This is a genomic window from Methanosarcina sp. Kolksee, from assembly GCF_000969945.1.
In the GTDB taxonomy this organism is placed as follows: Archaea; Halobacteriota; Methanosarcinia; order Methanosarcinales; family Methanosarcinaceae; genus Methanosarcina; species Methanosarcina vacuolata.
The window spans coordinates 1,018,791-1,038,408 of the sequence record NZ_CP009524.1; the positions used below are offsets into that span (position 1 = coordinate 1,018,791).

The 19,618-nt window shown below is 32.2% G+C and carries 14 protein-coding genes; 7 read left to right on the forward strand and 7 right to left on the reverse strand.

Annotated features, from left to right (window positions below):
• Window positions 1–50 precede the first annotated feature (50 nt).
• The 3 genes from MSKOL_RS04325 to MSKOL_RS04335 all read left to right on the forward strand — a co-directional run bounded on the left by MSKOL_RS04325 (window position 51) and on the right by MSKOL_RS04335 (window position 5,316).
• Window positions 51–1,169, forward strand: a complete 1,119-nt coding sequence (locus MSKOL_RS04325) for a glycosyltransferase family 4 protein (protein ID WP_048153934.1) — start codon at window positions 51–53, stop codon at window positions 1,167–1,169.
• A 982-nt stretch (window positions 1,170–2,151) separates the two neighbouring features.
• Window positions 2,152–3,939: a hypothetical protein gene (locus tag MSKOL_RS04330; RefSeq protein WP_048153936.1), complete on the forward strand. Its 1,788-nt coding sequence runs from the start codon at window positions 2,152–2,154 to the stop codon at window positions 3,937–3,939.
• 240 nt (window positions 3,940–4,179) lie between these two features.
• Window positions 4,180–5,316, forward strand: coding sequence for a hypothetical protein (locus MSKOL_RS04335; protein ID WP_156150961.1), 1,137 nt, complete (start codon window positions 4,180–4,182; stop codon window positions 5,314–5,316).
• Window positions 5,317–5,367: 51 nt separating this feature from the next.
• Here the strand turns inward: MSKOL_RS04335 and MSKOL_RS04340 are convergent, their stop codons facing one another.
• The 7 genes from MSKOL_RS04340 to MSKOL_RS04370 form a co-directional block, all read right to left on the reverse strand.
• Entirely contained in the window at window positions 5,368–6,696 is a 1,329-nt protein-coding gene (locus MSKOL_RS04340) for a polysaccharide biosynthesis C-terminal domain-containing protein (protein WP_156150962.1), read from the reverse strand.
• 13 nt (window positions 6,697–6,709) lie between these two features.
• Window positions 6,710–7,258, reverse strand: a complete 549-nt coding sequence (locus tag MSKOL_RS21300; protein WP_052725336.1) for a serine O-acetyltransferase — start codon at window positions 7,256–7,258, stop codon at window positions 6,710–6,712.
• Window positions 7,245–8,207: a UDP-N-acetylmuramate dehydrogenase gene (murB, locus tag MSKOL_RS04350; RefSeq protein ID WP_048118564.1), complete on the reverse strand. Its 963-nt coding sequence runs from the start codon at window positions 8,205–8,207 to the stop codon at window positions 7,245–7,247. Before murB ends, MSKOL_RS21300 begins: the two co-directional genes overlap by 14 nt.
• Complete coding sequence (locus MSKOL_RS04355; protein WP_231592433.1) at window positions 8,200–9,462, reverse strand: UDP-N-acetylglucosamine 1-carboxyvinyltransferase; 1,263 nt, start codon at window positions 9,460–9,462, stop codon at window positions 8,200–8,202. Before MSKOL_RS04355 ends, murB begins: the two co-directional genes overlap by 8 nt.
• A 47-nt stretch (window positions 9,463–9,509) precedes the next feature.
• On the reverse strand, window positions 9,510–10,445 hold the full coding sequence (locus MSKOL_RS04360; RefSeq protein WP_048118570.1) for an SDR family oxidoreductase: 936 nt from the start codon (window positions 10,443–10,445) through the stop codon (window positions 9,510–9,512).
• 68 nt (window positions 10,446–10,513) lie between these two features.
• Window positions 10,514–11,446 carry an SDR family oxidoreductase gene (locus MSKOL_RS04365; protein ID WP_048153944.1) on the reverse strand — a complete coding sequence of 311 codons (933 nt, stop codon included), beginning with the start codon at window positions 11,444–11,446 and terminating at the stop codon, window positions 10,514–10,516.
• A 32-nt stretch (window positions 11,447–11,478) separates the two neighbouring features.
• Entirely contained in the window at window positions 11,479–13,218 is a 1,740-nt protein-coding gene (locus MSKOL_RS04370; protein ID WP_082091030.1) for a nucleotide sugar dehydrogenase, read from the reverse strand.
• 1,523 nt (window positions 13,219–14,741) lie between these two features.
• Between MSKOL_RS04370 and MSKOL_RS21545 the strand changes: the two genes are divergently transcribed.
• From MSKOL_RS21545 to MSKOL_RS18650, 4 genes are all read left to right on the forward strand, one after another.
• The gene (locus MSKOL_RS21545; RefSeq protein WP_048153945.1) at window positions 14,742–15,779 is read left to right on the forward strand and encodes an acyltransferase; all 1,038 of its coding nucleotides are present in this window, start codon (window positions 14,742–14,744) and stop codon (window positions 15,777–15,779) included.
• A gap of 360 nt (window positions 15,780–16,139) precedes the next feature.
• Complete coding sequence (locus MSKOL_RS04380; protein WP_048153946.1) at window positions 16,140–17,801, forward strand: IS1634 family transposase; 1,662 nt, start codon at window positions 16,140–16,142, stop codon at window positions 17,799–17,801.
• Window positions 17,802–17,908: 107 nt separating this feature from the next.
• Window positions 17,909–18,589 carry a GyrI-like domain-containing protein gene (locus tag MSKOL_RS04385; protein WP_231592435.1) on the forward strand — a complete coding sequence of 227 codons (681 nt, stop codon included), beginning with the start codon at window positions 17,909–17,911 and terminating at the stop codon, window positions 18,587–18,589.
• A gap of 333 nt (window positions 18,590–18,922) precedes the next feature.
• On the forward strand, window positions 18,923–19,483 hold the full coding sequence (locus MSKOL_RS18650) for a hypothetical protein (RefSeq protein WP_156150963.1): 561 nt from the start codon (window positions 18,923–18,925) through the stop codon (window positions 19,481–19,483).
• The last annotated feature ends 135 nt before the right edge of the window (window positions 19,484–19,618 follow it).

Here is a 19,618-nt window from a genome sequence, read left to right on the forward strand (position 1 = left end):
TATATTTTTAAACATATTTTTAGACAATGCTAATATACGAAGGAGCATATATGGTTATCAAAAGAAAAAGTATTTGCGTAATCACTTTTCCACCCATGAAAGCAGGGCTTACTCCATTATCTAATCTTATTGATATTTTAACTTCTTCTTTTAAAGAAATACATCTTATTACTGGAAATGATGGTTATAATTATTTTACGAACAATAAATATATTCATTTGTATGGTATATTTCATTCCCAGGGTACTGGCAAAATTAATAGGATTAAAAATTATATATTTACTCAGTTGAAAATAGCTCATGCACTTCTCAAAATAATTGGCAAAATAGATGTATGCATATTTTTTTTGGGAGGGGAAACGCTGACTTTGTCATTAATACCCACAAAGATATTTAATAAAAAATCAGTTATTATACTTTCGGGCTATTCGATAAAATACGAAAAAGATACTCTTTCGAAAATGGTTGCGAAATTATGTACTATAAACTTAAATCTTGCCGATAAAATAATTTTATATTCCCCACGTCTTATTGAGGAATGGAACTTAAAAAAGTATTCTCATAAAATTTTGATAGCTCCTCGACACTTTTTGAATTTTTCCAATTTTAAATTAAATACTGAGTTTACTCAAAGAAATGATTTAATCGGGTATGTGGGTCGTTTGTCTGAAGAAAAAGGCATTCTAAATTTTGTAAAGTCAATTCCTCTTCTTTTAAAGCAAAAGCCATTTCTGAATATTTTGATAATAGGTGATGGAGATTTGAAAAATAATGTTAAAAATTATCTTTCCAATAATAGTCTTGAAAACAATGTAAAACTTGTCGGATGGAGTTCGAATGAAGACCTCCCTAAATATCTAAATTTATTAAAGTTATTAGTCATACCTTCGTACACAGAAGGTTTGCCTAATGTCATGTTAGAAGCAATGGCTTGTGGCACACCTGTACTTGCAACAAAAGTAGGGGCAATACCTGACATAATTAAAGACGAAGAAACCGGTTTTTTAATGGAAAATAATTCTCCAGAGTGTATCGCAGAAAATATTATTCGTGCTTTGGAGTTTCCAAATCTTGGAAACATTGCGACTAAATCCGAAAAGTTAGTAGAAAATAATTTTACTTATGAAAAAGCAGTCGAAAGATACTCAATAATATTCAATAAGATTTGAAAAAAAGATCAGAGCCTATCTCGAAACTCAAAATCTGATATTTTATATCATGGATTTGGAATTGTCAATCGAATACTTAATCATGGAAAATGATCCTGAAAACTCCTGATAATTGGAATAGAATAAGTTTGGAATTAGTTTTACATGTATATAAGTATAACTTTAGTTGACATTACCAACAGTTTTAAATCTCATCATAGCCGTAATAGCACGGAAATTTATATTGGTGACTTATATACTCTGATTCCTTATACATATATAAACTACTCAAATATTATATTTTATAATTAAATATTTTGCAGCATTAATTTTGCTATTAAAACAAAATGTCATTATGGCATAAAAGTCAACTGTAGTTAGTAGAAATCATTACATCTTCAGGGAGTGACTAGTATCTTGAAAATTTAGTTATTGGTCACATGTTAACTCTGAATCGCTATCTGTTGGTGAAAAGCTATCTAAGATTTGCTCAATAACTAAGTTGCCATGATACTAGTATCATGGCAACTTAGTTATGATACTTCAATACATAGACAATACTTCATCTGTAGTCCCGTTCTTAATTATAATGATCCATAACTAAATTGCTTAGATACTAGTGTCACGTCAACAGCAAAATGTTGTATAATATCGATTACAACTATGCAGAATCATTCAATCCTTATGAATTTACGCGACACTATATATTAGTTTAATATGTCCTGCTAATTGATATTATTATCTTACAAAAATTCATTGTTTCAGCATAGTATCTTCCAAAAAATAAAAAATTTTGAAAGTCAACAAATAAAGAAGATAAGAATTTGAACCGTATTGAGAAAGAATAAAGCACACGGACCACTACATTAAAATATGTGATTTTAACATATGTGATTTATCAAATCAGGCTATATAAAAAGAAATATTATAAATAAAGTTACTAAAAGGAACATAAACGAATGAACGAAAAATAAAATATTACGGATTTCAGTGTGGTTGTCAGATGTTTTCCAAAAATGATCATTTTAGTATTTCTAGATTTAATAAAATAATGTCAATATTTGGATTCATGTTAATACTTTCAACATTATCTATTATTATTCATAACTCTTCTGCAAATGTCTATAACTTTTCAATATATGAATCATATCCAGAATACTTTTGGGCACTTATTATTATAGCTCTCTTTATAGGTCAGATTATACTACTGAACAGTGCATTTTCTAAATCTAAAACTAATTCCTGGATAGCTGGATTTCTAATTATTATTATCTCAGACTTAATTTTGTTACTTATGCCAATTATAAAAGGTTATTTTGTAAATGGTAGGTATGATGCTTTAACTCATATTGGTTATATGGTTGATATCGGGAAATATCATAATATTGGTTCGAACCCCTATCCCATACTTCATATATGGGGTTTTGTACTAAATTATATGTCCGGTCTGAGTTATAATGATATATCTATGTTAATACCTGCTTTTCTTTCATTATTTTATATTTTTTCATGGTATTTATTAGGGAGATTAGTATTCAAAAAGAATAATATGATATTATTTATGTTATCCATGTCTTCAATATTATTATTTGGTAGTAAAAATAGCATGCTTAGTCCAAACGGAGAAACACTTCTTTTTGTTCCTTTTTTTCTTTACATTTTTTTCAAATCAAGAGTAGCCAAGAAACCTATACCCTACGAAATTTTATTAATATTAATTAGTTTTTTTGTTGTGTTTTCTCATCCATTAATATCAATTTTACTTATAATGACTCTTATAATCTCAGATTACCCAATTTTCACTACCGTTAAATGGAGGAAATCAAATTATATTGTTTTAATAATCTTATGTTGTTTTTTAATGTGGTCTTCTTATATTCCTATTTTGACTAACAATATAAAACTAATATTAGATAATATGATTTTATATGATGGAACTGGTTCCGAATTAGGAAGATATTCTAATTCTCTCAATTCTATTCATATTCCATTTTTATATATAGTTATAATAGGTTTGAGACTTTATGGTTTAGAGGTTTTGTTAGGTGTTCTTTCACTTATTTGCATATCCTTAGTATTTATCTTTTGGAAAAAATATCATGTAGAAATAGACTACTACCATAAATTTTCAATAGTAGGCTGGCTATTTTTTGTACTTCTTTCGTTGTTAATCTTAATTTTTGCTGATTCATTTGGTTTTATAAGAATTTACCAATATTCTATACTTTTTTCTATTATGCTTATTCCCTTATCAATAAATATGTTATTAGAAAGAGCTGAAGTAAAAGAAAAAAAGCATCATTTTAAATTGTTGCCACTATTGTCTCTTTTTTTACTACTAATTACATATTTTTCAACATATAATCTGTTTTTCGCTCCAATTAACTTAAATATAGACCAACAAACTCCAGAAAGCGAATTTTCTGGAATGGAGGTATTTTATCACGTAAAAAATAATTCACAACCTACCTTAGAACTTGGAATTACAAATTTTAGAGTTTATGACGCAGTTTATGGTGTGGCAGAAGGCAAAAAAGAAAAGATACGCTATACGAATCCCGTTATCGAGCACTTTGACTACACAAGTAACTCTTCGATAAACAGTTATTATAATGAAACATCATACCTTTTAATTAGCGATGTAGGTAGGTATCAAAAACAAAAACTGTTTCCAGATCTTAAAAGCGAATGGGATTTTACTCCTAAGGATTTTAATAAATTAAACAATGATGCAGGAGTTACTAAATTTTACTCCAATAAATTCTTGGAAATGTATGTAATTAACCATTAATAATATATTAATTTCAATATACTTTGTATATATCGTAATGTATTCAGGACTTACGCACTTGAAGAACAAAATCAATTACGTCAAAGACTGTGGATTAAAGTAAAGTTTTAAACAGTTGGCGGTCTAATGCTGTTGATTCTTCAGTTCAACTGCGTAAGTCCTAATATTGTTAAAAATGTTTTAATATCGTATATATATTAATGAGGGCTTTCCATTAAAATATTGTATCTAATCTCGGCAATGGCATATAATTCCGGAAAAGGTGGCCATTATTATAGTTTAAGAACAACTTCTGAAGCAATTAGTATGAAGTTTGACTGTACAATAGTTGTTATTGGAACTAAAGAATCCCCAGTGATAAATCAGTCTAAACTAAAAGTATATAACTTAGTATACAAAAACCTAGGTTTTTTTCAAGTAATGAAAGACCTGAAAAAAGTTGTTGATCTTGAGTGTCCTGATGTTATTCACAGTTTTGATGAGGATGCTTTCTTTTTTGGAAGTTTACTTAGTTTTGTTTACAAAAAACCATATATACATACGAAATGTGGGGGTGCCAATCCAAGAATAGCTCTCCCAAAAGTTAATAATTTAATACTATACTCCCAGGAAAATTTTAAATATTACCAGTCTTCAAGAAGATTTAAAAAAGCAAACATTCAGTACATTCCAAATAGAGTAGGGACAATTAATCAAAATTTTTATAAAATAAATAATCTCAAGTCTTCAATAGGCAGTGATAGCTCAAAAATCTTTTTGATAATCTCAAGGATCGATGAATCTAAAAAAAATGACATATTACAGACAATAAACCTTGTAAAAAAATTAAATATTGAGGGCGTAAAAGCTAAATTGATAATTGTCGGAGTTATTCAGGATGAAAAAACTGGTAAAGAAATTAAAACCACTGTCGATAGCAACATATATCTATTTACAGATGATGAATATGCAATCAATGCCAGTCAATTAATTGATGTTGCAGATTTTGTTGTGGGGGGAGGAAGAAGTTTTATGGAAGCTGCATCAAGAGGTAAGATAATGTTATGTCCCTTAAAGAATTCAAAGTATCCTTTACTAATTACCGAAAAAAATTTTGACAAAGCATTTAATCAGAATTTTTCAAGTAGGATAACTATTGATGACTTTGATCCAGATGAAAATTATCAACAAATATCTCAGGCATTAATAGATGAAAAGTATGCAAATGAAATTACAATATTTATAAAATCGGCTTCGAACAAGTACTTTGAGATTGACAGTCAACTCACGAAATACTACGAGATTTATAGTAAAATAAAATACAAGCCTTGTTTCAATATCTTTGATCTGACGGCCCAGTTTTTTAGACTGAAGGTATGTAATAAATTAACGTTTTAACATATATCGACCCGTGCTCTGTAGCTTTTAAACCATGAAAGCAGAGAAACTTTAGTTCGATTTTGATGATACATTTTTTCTCTTAATAATTTTCAAAATTACATTTAACAGAAAATCAAAATCATTTTTATTACAAATAAATAACTCTCTTAAACTCAACTGAGTAATTCGTAGATAATAATATAAAATTGATACCGATGCAAGCGTATAACTAACGGTTGAAGCAAAAGCAGCACCACAACCTCCAAAATCTGGTATTAAAATTATATTAAGCACTATATTGATCAAAACGGCTGGTAAAAACAATTTTATAGTAATATCAGGTTTCCCTCTACCAGCCAGATCCATGTTAATAATTTTAAAAAAACTCATCATAACTATTCCAGGTAATAGTATTTTTAGCATTTTGATACTTGGAATATATTCTTCTCCATACAAAAAAGGAATTATATACCCACTTGCAAAATACAAAAATACTGATCCGAAAAGGACAACAGGGAAAATAATCCTTACCATTTTTGCAATATCTTGAGAGAATTTATTTGAATCCTTTGCGTTTGCACTATACGCAAAAATAACTAGCCCAAATGCAGCTGGTAGCTGCCATAATAATTCAGCAAAACCAACTCCTATTGTATATTGACCTATTTCTGCAACATTACTCAAGTGTTCAAGTATGATTATGTCCACTCTATAATTTAGATTCAAGATAAACAATGACAGAGCATATACAGATCCTATAGAAACCATCTTTTTAATTATTTCAGATTTACAGCATATCTTCAAAGAATATTGACTCTTAATAGACAAGACTGCATATATAGCAAGCCCCATTTTGGCAATCAGTGTGGCTAAAACTGCGCCTAATATATATAATTTTATAACAAATACAAAAAAGATAATGAGTACAAAATTAATTATAGGTACTAAATACGTTATTTTATTGAATTTATTTATTTTTTGTTTGCCGATTAAAATTCCAGTAAAGTAATTTATAGTCAGATCTGCAGGAACTGTAAGCGAAGCAAGTAATATTAACATCAGGTTATAATCTGGATTTTTAGTGTACGCAATTATTGCAACTGAAGTTAAAACTCCAATTATGCTCGATGAAATAAGTAATAATAATGTTACACCTACAATGTCTGACTCTGAATACTTTTTCCTACCAAGATAATAAACAGTTGCCTGACGCATTCCCATACTTAAAAGGCTAATCAAAATTGTAGGATAAACTAAAAGAGCCGTGAAGGCTCCTCTTCCCGCAGGTCCAAGCCATCTCGCAAGTAGTACTCCTGATACGAAACCTATAATCAATGTTAACATCTGAGTGCCAAAAACAGATATACCATCTTTTGCCAAACTGTAGTTCTTTACCATTTTATACCCTACGTTATTCAATTTTTTTTGCAGGAATTCCTACGGCGGTTGTGTTTTTAGGTACATCAGTCAGTACAACTGAATTTGCACCAATTACAGCATTTTCATGAACAGTTATTCCACCTATAACTTTTGCCCCAGAATAAATTATTGCTCCTTGTTTTATTGTGGGGTAGGACTTTGGTTCGCCTTTATGCCCATGGCTTCCAAATGTAGTTTGTTGAAAAATTGTAACTTCATCTTCAATAATTACTCCCGCTCCAATTATTACGCCTGAAGGATGAGTAAATTTTATTCTATTACCTAACTTAGCTCTATAATCTATTTCATTGCCGCCAAGAATATATTGTCTATATTTAATAAGAGGAAGAGCTCTCCTGGCCATTTTTGATTTTAGATAACAATATCTAGAAATACGATACCAAAATATCAGTTTAAAAGAAATATTCAAAGAAAAGATCACAACCTTACCCAATAAATTTTTGCCACCGTAGAAAATTAAATCTTGATTTATATCTTTCAAGCAGGTCTTTAAACTGTATTCAGGTTCATCTTTTTTCAATTATTCCAACCTCATGCAACGATCTGAGACTTCCCAGCTCTCCTAAATACTTTACTTCGCTTTCTAAACAAATTCCATAACGTTGATATACAATTTTTCGAATATATTGGGCAATAGAAATCACATCTTTAGCTGTAGCATTCCCCAAGTTTACTATAAAATTGGCATGCTTTTCCGAAATTTGAGCACCACCTATTTGATAACCTTTTAAACCTGCTTCTTCAATTAACTTTCCAGGAGGTGCAACAGTGTCGTTCATAACAGGATTACTTAAAAAAACAGATCCACAATTTGGATAATTAAGTGGAAATTTGTTCTTACGTTTATTTAGTATATTTCTCATTTCGGACTTTATTCGTTCTTTTTCTCCAATTTCACATTCTAACTCAATTTTACAAATTATATAACCAGAATCCTGAAATACTGATTTTCTGTAAGAAAAATCACATTCTTTTTGAGAAAAAGATATCAAATTATAATTCCTGTCAATAACCCATATTTTTTTGACAATATCTCCTATGCATTTTCCACCGCTTCCCCCGTTCATAAAAATAAGTCCGCCAAGAGTGCCTGGAATTCCAATAGCATGTTCAAGACCTGATAAACCATTATCTGATAATATTTTTGCAAATTTTGGAGTCCAGATACCTGCTTCTGCGCAAACCTTTTCACCTTTAATAGTATACCTGGAAAAATTATTTCCCAACTTTACAATGATTCCACGAAAACCTTCATCAGAAAAAAGTAAATTTGTTCCATTTCCTATAATGGCTGTGGGAATTTTCATTAAATCAGCGTATTGTATAATTTCGATTATCTGTTCGATATTATATGGTTCAATTAAAACGTCTGCAGGACCGCCAATACGCCAGCTACTATGTTTTGAAAGAGGCTCTTTTAAATAAATATCTCCTACATTTTTATTAATCAAATCATTTATTTTATCCATATCTCACATTTCCCCCCAATGAAATTAATTTTTCCATAAAATTGTCGTATCCTCTTTCAATCTGCCAGGCATCTGAGATCCGGGTCTCGCCTTTTGCCACCAGGCCAGCTAACGTTAATGAGATACCAGCTCGGAGATCAAGAGCTCTTACTTGAGCACCATTAAGGGGATTCCCACCGATGATTTCCAGTATATTACCATTGATATTATATTGCAAGCCCATTTTGGCCAGTTCACTTGCATAACAATATCTACCAGGAAAACGCAGGTCAATAATTTTGGAACTACCTTTTGCACAGGCGCCATAAACGGCAAATAAAGGTTGCATATCTGAATTAATTCCCGGGTAAGGGCCGGTACTAATCTCTATTGGATAGGGGGTCCCTCCTCTGACGATCAGGCTATTTTCACCAATATAGTACTTTGCTCCACTTTCACGAAGATGTATTAATGGAACTTCAAGATCTCGGAAAGGAAAATTGATAATTTCAATATCTCCACCTGTAATTACTGTAGCAATTAACCAGGTAATCGCTTCCATATTATCAGGAATTACAGAATATTTAACCCCATATAATTTTTCTACCCCTGTAATTTCTATATGTTCCTGTCCAAATACCTGGATTTTTGCACCCATCTTATTAAGAAAATTAATTAAATCTAAAATTTCAGGACGAATATGAGGGTTCCAAACTCTAGTTATACCTTCAGCCAAACATCCACATATTATTGAATTTTCAGTAGCACCTGTCGAACGAATAGGTAAGAATATATCGGTGCCTTTTAGCCCATCTTCTGCTTTGGCACAAAGCATATCATTTTCAACCCAAACTTTTGCCCCCATGTTCCTGAGAATCATTTCGTGCAAATCAAATTTTCTCTCTCCGAGATCACACCCTCCGGGAAGGGGGACTTTCGCTTCGCCTATACGGCTAACTAAAGCACCTAATACAAGTAGGGTGTTACGAATTGAACGTTTTTTCCAGTTAAGAACTGATAAGGGAGTTTCTTTCTCAGAAATGATTATTTTGTCTTCACTTATATCACAGTTTTTCCCAAGAACTTCTAGCATACCAACGTGAATTTGAGCATCAAGTAACTTAGCAGGATAATTTGTAAGTTCTATTTTTTCCTTTGTTAGCAATGATGCTGCAAGGAGCCTTAAAGCGCTATTTTTTGCTCCACTTATTTTTACTTTCCCTTGAAGTTTAGATGGTTGAATAATATATTCACATGTTGGCACATTCATTTTCATCACTTTCTTATTTAATGACCTTTTAAATCTGTTGTAGATTATTTAAATCAATTCTCATTTATGAACCACTTTGAATACATCTCAAGCCCTTCATCTATTTTGATTTTTGGTTTCCATCCGATCTCGTTCCATGCTTTTTGATAACTTGCAAGGGTATGGTCTGCATCACCTTTTACAGGAGATGTGTAGACAACTTCCGATTTGCTATTATTTATTTTTATGATTTTTTGTGCAAGTTCATTAATGCTGATAGAATGCCCACCACCAATGTTATACACACCTTCTCCTTTTTTCATAAAGATCAAATTTGCCTCAATTATATCATCAATATAAGTGAAATCCCTTGTTTTTTCACCATTTCCAAATATAGTTATAGTTTCATTATTCAAAGCTGATCTTGTAAATATGCTGATTGCAAGATCTGGTCTCATTCGTGGTCCGTAAACAGTAAAATATCTTAAAGATACACTTTTTAAACCATAAAGCTCGTCGAAAACCCGGCAATAGTGTTCTGCTAACAGTTTCGAAACTCCATAGGGAGATAAAGGTTGATTTGGATGTTCTTCATCGAAAGGGAGATATTTTACCTTTCCATATACAGAAGAAGAAGAAGCATTTATGATCTTTTTTACATTAGAGTCCATGGCCGCTTTAAGGAGATTCAAGGTTCCAGTGGCATTTACGTCGTGAGATTTCATGGGATCAGTAACCGAGGTCCTAACTCCCGCTTGAGCAGCCTCATGAAAAACATAATCTACTTCATCTAATATGCTTTTCAACAAATGTTCATCTCTTATATCTCCTTCAACGAGTTCAAAATTCTTATTTTCCATGAAAAAATGTATGTTTTTTCTTTTTATTGAAGGATCATAGTAGCTATCAAAATTGTCCAGACAGATAACCTCATTCCCCAATTTTAATAAACGGTCAATAATATGAGAGCCTATAAATCCTGCTCCACCAGTTACCAATATTTTTTCCATTTATACTCTCCCTTGCACATTTCAAAATCCAACAATTTCCGTTTATGTTTTTATTTTTTTAAGTTTATTTACTGGACATTTTTAAACCACTCTACTGTTGCAATTAATTCTTTTTTAAATTCATTTTTCGGATTATACCCGAATTCTTCAGCTTTTGATATATCTGCCAGAGAATGTTTAATATCCCCTGCTCTTGGTTCTGCATGTATTGATTTTATTTCCTTTCCCAGTATTTCATTAATGTAATCGTCTAGTTGATTAATTGTAATTCTTCTACCACATGCTATATTGAAAATTCCAGTTTTCTTAGACTCACAGGAAAGAATATTCGCATCAACAACGTTTTTGACAAAAGTGAAATCTCTGCTTTGTTCTCCGTCTCCGTATATCACGGGACTCTCATCGTTTAAAATTGAAGTTATGAAGTTTGGGATTACAGCTGCATATTGAGAATTTGGGTCCTGACGTGGGCCAAAAACGTTGAAATATCTTAAGCTGACTGTTGGAAGGCCATAAAGGTCTTGAAAAACCCTGCAGTACATTTCTCCGGTTGCTTTTGTAATTGCATATGGAGACATCGGGTTTATTGGCATATCCTCTCTTTTTGGGAGAGTTGGAGTGTCACCATATACCGAAGAGGACGACGAAAATATTACTTTCTTAATTCCAGCGTCTTTTGCAGCTATCAGAACATTCAGTGTTCCTGTGACATTCGAGTTATTTGAACTAAAAGGATCTTTCACGCTTCTTGGAACACTGGGAATTGCTGCAAGATGGAAAACATAATCCTTGTCTTTGAAAATTTCTGTTAAGTTCAAGTCTACTATACTACCTTTTATTACAGTTAAATTTTTGTGGTCTAGTAGATGTTTTATATTTTCAATCTTACCTGTAGATTCATTATCAATAATTGTTACTTCATTATCCTCAAGTAGTTTCTCAGCAAGATGGGAACCAATGAACCCCATTCCACCTGTGACTACTACATTTTTAGTTTTCAAATAATCCCCTCTGTAAAATTGTAATTGTAAAGTTATGAAAGCTGTTGCAGTTTTCTTTTCTGGACTTCTTTTTTGATTTGCTGAATATGGCCTCTTCCAAGAGCTTTAACTTCACATCCAAGTTCGAAATATCTTTTGATATTCTCATCCGATAATATTCCAAAACAGTCAATAACTGCAATAGGTCCGCCTGCCATCTCTACAATGGTTTCCGGCTCAAAACTAAGATATTCCTTATGTGGAACTGCAAGGATCAGGGCCTCTATATCTTTAATTGCTGATGGAAAATCACTTTCTATTTTTAACTCTGCCAGACCTTCCTGGTTTCTAAAGAAATGTTTCCAGGAATGACCAGATGCTGGATATGTATCCTGGTTTTCCATCTCGTACCAGTGATCTACGTATGGATCATGAACACGCATCTCAGCACCCATTTCAGTCAGTTTTCTGACTACAATTTCACTTCCACTGTATCTTGTATCGCCAACATCCTGCCTGTAACTGGCCCCGCAGATAAGAACATCTGCTCCGGCTATATAGTGCCCCATATTCCGAAGTGCATCTCGAGTAAGTTCGGCTACGTGAAGAGCTCTTGTGTCGTTTACATCAATTGCTGTGGGGGTGATCTTGAAGACCTCATCTCCATCCTCAAAGCCCAGAATATGCTTATAAGCCCAGTAACCCAGACCTCCGTCTTTTGGAAGGCAATAGCCTCCAATCCCTGGGCCTGGGAAGATTATATTACTGTGAGTTGGGCGCATTTTGATTGCATTAATAACTTTTATGAGATCGACACCGTTTCTTTCTGAAAAAAGACTCCATTCATTAAGGAAAGCAAGTATTGTTGCACGGTAGGAGTTTTCAATGATTTTTGCGGTTTCAGACTCAATAGGTCTATCCATTATAGTCAGAGGGTAATCTTTAGTGTTTATTACTTCACTGAGAAACTTTTCAACCTTTTCTCTTGCTTCGTCAGTACAACCTGCACAGACTCTCCAGAAGTCACGTACACTTGCCACATAATCTCTTCCAGGCATTACACGTTCAAAACTGTGTGCAAGTAACGGGGTTGAATCAATTCCACGCTTCTGGAATGCTTTTTTCAGGAGAGGAAGTGCAACGAATTCGGTAGTCCCTGGAGCAACAGTTGTTTCTATTAGCACAAGGCAATCGGGGCAGATGTTTTCTCCAATTATTTTCATGGAAGCTTCAAGTGCTGCCATATCGGCTTCACCGGTCCTGACATTTCCAAGTTCACACTTTACATAATCGCACTGGATATCTACCACAACAACATCGGCAAGTTTTAGACATTCGTTTGTGTATGTAGCTACAAGCGTTTTTGTTTCAAGAACACAGCGTTTTATAATCTCATCTACTTCTTTATCTTCTGATTTAACAGGAGATTGTCCTCTGTTTAGCAGTGGTATTTTCCAGTAACTGCGAGTACTTGGTCTCTGACAACCGATTACAAATTTACTATAATTCCCGTTTTCGTCTTTCGTATCTGCAATAATCGCAGCCATTACAGCTCCAACAAACCCGACACCCATCACAACGACAATCTCTTTCCCTTCTTTACGAGCTTTGTCCACAAGACCTTTAATTCTTTTAAACTCTTCTTTGTATTCTTCAGGTTCAGGTATTGAAAATTTTTCTCCTTCCGGACTAACTGAATAATTTATAATGTTAGAAGTAAGGTCAACGGACCCACTCTTTTCACCCTGAAAGCTTTCCTGAACAGCCGAATAATTGTTTATTTGAGAAGACATCACTCATCTCTCCAAAAATTTTCAATAAAATTAATTATTTTCTAGCCAAGTTTCGTATTTTATCTGGCCTTGTGCCAAGAATAATTACAAGCTTCATATTTTTACCTTGTCTGTGCCGGAAAATCTCATTATCTCAACTAATTTTTATCGAAAAACACTTCATAGTTATTTAACTTCTTTGATTGACATTTATGCCATATCCCTTTGAGATATTTAGGATTTCTTTCTCTTGATTTATATTCTGCTTTGTTTTTATATAAATTATTTTTATGAACTCTTTTGCAATATAATTTTTAAATAAATCCTGTTATACATAAAAAAACTTTCCTAAATTGTACTAATATCAATGCTTTAAAGGTAAAATAAGAGTTATTAATGTAGAACTGTCTACCTTTGAACTTGAGTCTTCCCATAAACGGTTTAATATTTAGGAAATTTTTTATAATTATGGGAGACCTGAAATATATCCTATTGACCATAATAATTCTCTTGAAAAATTTGACTGGCCCATAGAGAGACTGAAAAATAAAACAAATCCAACAAAATTTATACTTTGTCCGAACTAGTCACAATTGCCAAAACAGTTCTTTTACCGATTATGAAGTATATTGAAAAGAGCCCCTTTGAACTGGCAGTCCGACCCTCTGCCAAATTGGAATAATAAGCACTTGATGCTGGCCATTTTGCTAATGGATTGCTACCATAATTATACTTTTGTGATTTGAAATTATACAAAAGTATCAAAGATCTAAATGTGAATTTGAAAAAACTATTAAAAATAATTTAGTGTAAAAGCACGGGATAAAACTGGTTCCCCATACTCTTTTTTGATTTTCTGCTCCTTATCACATCTAAGCCTTATATGGTAATTCATGGATTCGTTTAGCATGGTTTGAAAAACCAAAACTAGTATATTGAAAATTTAGTTATTGATCATATGTTAAATCTGAATCATTATCTATTGATGTAAAGCTATCAAAAATTATGCTCGATAATTAAGTTTCCATAACACTAGGACAACCTTACTACCTAATGTAATCATGCGATCGATAGTCAAAAAGGGTGAGGTGAAACGTACTTTCATTTCTTTGTGCCTGTAATTTGAAGAATTTCATGTGTGTTTAATGAAATAATTATATATTTTCAAACTATACTACCGAAGAGTACAGATAAATGCAAATGTTCGTATCATAAAAAGACAGTGTTTCAAATTTGCTGTAAATTTCAAGTAAAGTTTTTGCGTACGATGAAGAAAATTAATCTCTTGATATGTAATTTTCTACACAATAACTTCTTGATATTTGTGATTTTACAGAAAAATTGGCACACTGCCTAAAAACCTATTCTAATTTCATAACACTTAGTATATTTATGCAAAAAGATTTAATTCTCACAAAAAACACACATGAAATCCTTCTAATCACAGGCATTAAAAATGAAAGTACTTGAAAGAACTTTCATGCTAGTATAATGAAATAAATGATAGCTGCACAGAACTTATTACTAAAATTGGAGATTAGATTATGATCTCTCGGTCCTATTCAGAAATAAAAGACAAAATTACTTTAATTGATGGTATTAGTATTATTTTTATCGTACTCTTTCATGAGTTAGGCGGGATAAATCGGCCAGATTCTATATTTTTGTTAAAATATCTTGCCACATTTGGTCTAGTTTTGTTTACGTTTTCATCTGGACTTAAGATGGGGATAAATCATTCTGCAGAAATCAACGACAAATCATTTGTAAGTAAGTATTTTGTGAAGAGATTTACTCGGCTGTATAAAGCGTATATTGGGTATACACTACTGGCATTTGTTCCTCTATATTGCATTAGTTATATCTCAATTAATTATCTTAACCTAAATTTTGAAGGTATTGCAAATTTTTGGAATAATTTAAACATAGACGGTTTATTTAAAACTCTGATTGGAAATAATATCGTTTCTTATCAATTGTGGTATCTGATTGCACTAATTGTAATAACAACTATTTGTTTTACAATTATATACTATTTTCAGATTGATACTTTATTTTATTTAGGAATACCACTACTGGCATTTGACATTATGTATAAGGACACTTTAAAACTGTACCCTAGTATTTTGTTTAATATCATGATGTATATGCCAGCTTATATTTTTGGGATAGCCTATGGCTACAAGCAATTAGAACAAAATAAACTCTCTATTTCATATATTATTTCAATAGTTTTTGTCGCAATATTTACGGTCTCCATAATTTACCCACAATCGTTTGCATCTAAATATGCTATTTTATTATATGGAATAACATTTCCACCATTTATGATGTTATTTTCTAGACTACTACTAAATTGCAAATATTTAAAAAAATCATTATTACTGTGTGGAAAATATTCATTCCAAATTTATTTATTTCATTGGCCGATTATTTTACCTGTGTTGAACAGATTTATTATTAGTATTCTCAATATCAATTATTTTTTCACTCCATATGGGGTAGCAATCCTTACAATAATTGTCTGTGTCTATGTGTACAAAGTATGTAAAATATTAAAATTAAATCAGATATTTGAGTAATAGAACCCAGGCAGTGTCTCAAATTTGCTGTAAATTTGAAGTCAAGTTTTTGAGTACTATGAACAAAATTAATTCTTCCGATTTGGAATTTTCTACCCAATAACTTATTTAGATTTCTGATTTTTCAGAAAAATTGACACACTGCCTTTAATGGAAGAGATTCACTGGAAGATATTGAGTCTCATACTTTACTTTCAAAGAAGTGCGATTTTTGCTTGGATTTCTCCTCAAAACCACTATCAGATGCCTTTTCATTTCTCTTTTATTTGTTGATCCTAACTACTAAATTCACTTTAAAAGGTCTAGTACTAACGATTTAATTGGAAAAGTATTTATAAATGTTGATCCTAATTAAAGAGTATGGTATTTTTGAGAAAGAAACTTATCAAAGGCAAACCTTACTGGTACATTGTAGAAGCTGCCAGGGTTAACGGAAAGGTAAAGACTGTTTTTCAGATTTATCTGGGTAGTGCAGAAAAAATACTTGAAATGAAAAAACAATGTGAATCGATGCCTTATGATAAACTTAAGTCTTTTGAGTACGGCAAGCTTGCCGCACTCCTTCATGTAAATGAAGAACTTGGATTCATTGACATAGTAAACAAGCATACTGACAAAAAATTAATAGATGGATTGAGTGTTGGAGAATACCTTTTACTCGATGTAATCGGAAAAAGTCACGGCATTTTAAGTGAAAACGGGATTGAAGACTGGTTCAAAAAATCCCCAATATCTTTCATGTGGAAGTTTCCTCACAAACTAAATTGCCAGAATTTCCTGAACCAAATGAGTTACATTGATTCAGATACAATGAAAAAGATTGAAGACGACCTTTGTCGGATTCTTGTTGAGAAGGGGTTAACTCCATCAATAATGTTTGTTGATGAATCAAACTGGTTTACCTTTGCCACCAATTATGATGAAAAAAGTGAACTGCTTCATAAAGGATATAACAAAAAGCATCGTAAAGACAAAAATCAAATTTGTGTATCACTGGCTGTAAATGAAAACAATATACCCTTTATTCACGAAACTTATCCTGGAAATGTTCCTGATTCGGAAGAATTTTCGGGTATTATAGACAAAATCATAAATCGACTAACTGAATTAAATATCTGTTCTGAAGATCTTGTTCTTGTTTTCGATAAGGGTAACAACTCTAAGGATAACATTGAAAAGGTAATCTCAAAAATGAGTTTTGTAGGAGCCGCAAAAGCAAATCAAGCTGAGGATCTCCTTGATGTTCCACTTTCAAGGTATGAATACCTGTATAAGAATACAAAAGGTAACGAGATTTTTGGGTGCCGGACAAAACATCAGTTCTACGGAACAGAATTCACAACCGTAATTACCTATAATGAAGGGACTTACAAACTCCAAAAAAGCACTTATGAAACAAACAAATCAAAAATAATTGATCAACTCCAAGACCTGCAGAGAAGATTAGAAAGCAGTAAAGGAAAAGAGAGAAACAGAAGCAGTGTCGAAAATGAAGTTTCAGAAATTATTCTGAAAAAATTCAGGACTGTCATAAAATACGAAATAATTGAAGCTCCTGAAGGTAAGAAAAAACCTCAGTTGAAGTTCTGGGTTGATGAGGAAAACGAAAAAAGGTGTGAAAAAACGTTTGGTAAGAATATTCTGTTTACGGATAAGCAGGAGTGGCATACTAAAAAGATAGTGAAAACATATAACAGTAAAAACCTTGTTGAAGACGATTTTAAGCTGTTGAACGATCATTTACTTGTCCCTGTAGGACCAGTTTATCACCACAAGGATGAAAATATAAGGGTTCATGTATTTTTGGCTATGATTGGCCTGCTTTTCTACAGATATTTGGCCTGGGAAGCAAAGATATATGGGTTTTCTATGAAACAACTGATTGAAAAACTGTCTGAAATTAAGATTGCAGTAGTTCAGGAAAAAGAATCCAAAAAAAGCAAAATTATTGTGGAAGAAATGGACACTAAACAAGCATCGTTATTTTCTTTTCTGAATATGGAGAAATATCTGCCATCGTAATGGAATCGTTGTTGGTAGGATTATTCTTTTGTTAGGCATACACAGATAAAGCCGCAGGATAACGTAAAATCAGTCATCTTTGAAAGCAAAGTCATAGGGGAGAAAATATGAAAAAATCTATCTATAATTACGTTGACCTGCCGAATCCAGGTAAACTGCCGAAAATAGATTTAAAAAAAGAAAATAAAGAACTTTACAATCCATCTGCAAAAGAAGTGTCAACTGTAGACGTTCCTGAAATGAGTTTTCTAATGATAGACGGCGAAGGCGACCCCAATACATCACAGGAATATCAGAACTCCATAGAAGCATTGTTTTCAGTATCTTATAAAATTAAATTTATCTCCAAAAAAGATAGCTCGCAGGATTATGTAGTAATGCCTCTTGAAGGACTCTGGTGGGCTGAAAATCTGGCAGATTTCAACATTCAAGATAAAAGTGGCTGGAAATGGACTGCAATGATAAGGCAGCCCGACTTCATCACGAAAGACATGATGAAAGAGGCCATACAGGAAGTAGAAAAAAAGAAAAAACTACCTGCGCTTTCCAGAATAAAATTTCAAAGCCTGCATGAAGGCTTATCAGCCCAGATAATGCACATTGGTCCATATTCTCAGGAAGGCCAACCAGTAGAGAAATTACATAATTTTATTGAAGAAAAAGGATATGAGTTTAATGGAAGCCTGCCTGGTGAAAAACACCATGAGATATACATAAGTGATATGCGCAGAACAAAACCGGAAAAACTTAAAACTATCATAAGACAACCCATGAAAAGAAAAAAGTAAAATACTGAACAGATAACAAAATTATATACAGATAACAAAATAACGAATAGATAACAAAATAATGAACAGATAACAAGAAATTAATAGAGATCGAAACTCATTGAGAACTGCTTAAGATACTTTTTTGTTTGGATTGTTCAGATTTGTGTTTTTCCTTATTTTTCAATAATTATTAAATTTCAGGAAAATTTATTCTATTATATTTATTTAGTTTCCAACTGTGTAATAGATACACATAAAGGAGCAAAATTTGTTTTTATCATAATATAATATCTGTTGAAGTTAAGTTATATACAAAATCTCAATAAGTTTTGACAATTTGAAGGAACTGAAATGTTGACTGAGGATGAAATCTTTGCCAACGAAAATTATATTCTGGATCTCTTAAATGAAGTGAAGAGAGAAGGGATCAAAGATTACATCCAGTACATTGAAAATTCCGATTTCTTTTCGGCACCTGCAAGTACAAAATATCATAGAGATTATCCTGGCGGACTTGCGGAACATAGCCTCAATTTATTAGAGCCACTGAAATTATCGAATTCCCGCCTTAAGAAAAAAGAGCAACTTCCTGAGGATTCTCTAACAATTATTGCTTTGTGTCACGACGTCTGTAAGGAAGGGTTATATGTTGGAGACTATGGAAATTATCGGGCGTTGCAAGGCCATCCTGCAAATAATAAACATTCAGTTCTTTCTATTGAAAAGATTAAGAAACACATAAAACTGACACGCATTGAGAGGGACATAATCCTGTATCATATGGGGCTGTTTTCATGCTATGAATATGGTATGGAATATACCCCAGAGGATTTGATGAGAGCTATAAAAAGACACCCTCTTATACAGATTTTTGCGGCCATTGATATGGAAGAAACCCATTGGCAAAGATAAAAATCAAGCTTTTTAAGACAAAAAACCAAGCTTTTTAAGACAAAAAATCAAGCTTTTTAAGACAAAAAATCAAGCTTTTTAAAACTAGCTTTTGAACTTTTTAATACAAGTCATATTTTAAGTTCAAAGCTCCTT

What these genes read in the sequence shown, in the direction of transcription:
- MSKOL_RS04325 (WP_048153934.1), top strand. Translation starts at nt 51, where the DNA reads ATGGTTATCAAAAGAAAAAGTATTTGCGTAATCACTTTTCCACCCATG.
- MSKOL_RS04330 (WP_048153936.1), top strand. Translation starts at nt 2,152, where the DNA reads ATGTTTTCCAAAAATGATCATTTTAGTATTTCTAGATTTAATAAAATA.
- MSKOL_RS04335 (WP_156150961.1), top strand. Translation starts at nt 4,180, where the DNA reads ATGGCATATAATTCCGGAAAAGGTGGCCATTATTATAGTTTAAGAACA.
- MSKOL_RS04340 (WP_156150962.1), bottom strand. Translation starts at nt 6,696, where the DNA reads ATGGTAAAGAACTACAGTTTGGCAAAAGATGGTATATCTGTTTTTGGC.
- murB (WP_048118564.1), bottom strand. Translation starts at nt 8,207, where the DNA reads ATGGATAAAATAAATGATTTGATTAATAAAAATGTAGGAGATATTTAT.
- MSKOL_RS04355 (WP_231592433.1), bottom strand. Translation starts at nt 9,462, where the DNA reads ATGAAAATGAATGTGCCAACATGTGAATATATTATTCAACCATCTAAA.
- MSKOL_RS04360 (WP_048118570.1), bottom strand. Translation starts at nt 10,445, where the DNA reads ATGGAAAAAATATTGGTAACTGGTGGAGCAGGATTTATAGGCTCTCAT.
- MSKOL_RS04370 (WP_082091030.1), bottom strand. Translation starts at nt 13,218, where the DNA reads ATGTCTTCTCAAATAAACAATTATTCGGCTGTTCAGGAAAGCTTTCAG.
- MSKOL_RS21545 (WP_048153945.1), top strand. Translation starts at nt 14,742, where the DNA reads ATGATCTCTCGGTCCTATTCAGAAATAAAAGACAAAATTACTTTAATT.
- MSKOL_RS04380 (WP_048153946.1), top strand. Translation starts at nt 16,140, where the DNA reads ATGGTATTTTTGAGAAAGAAACTTATCAAAGGCAAACCTTACTGGTAC.
- MSKOL_RS04385 (WP_231592435.1), top strand. Translation starts at nt 17,909, where the DNA reads ATGAAAAAATCTATCTATAATTACGTTGACCTGCCGAATCCAGGTAAA.
- MSKOL_RS18650 (WP_156150963.1), top strand. Translation starts at nt 18,923, where the DNA reads ATGTTGACTGAGGATGAAATCTTTGCCAACGAAAATTATATTCTGGAT.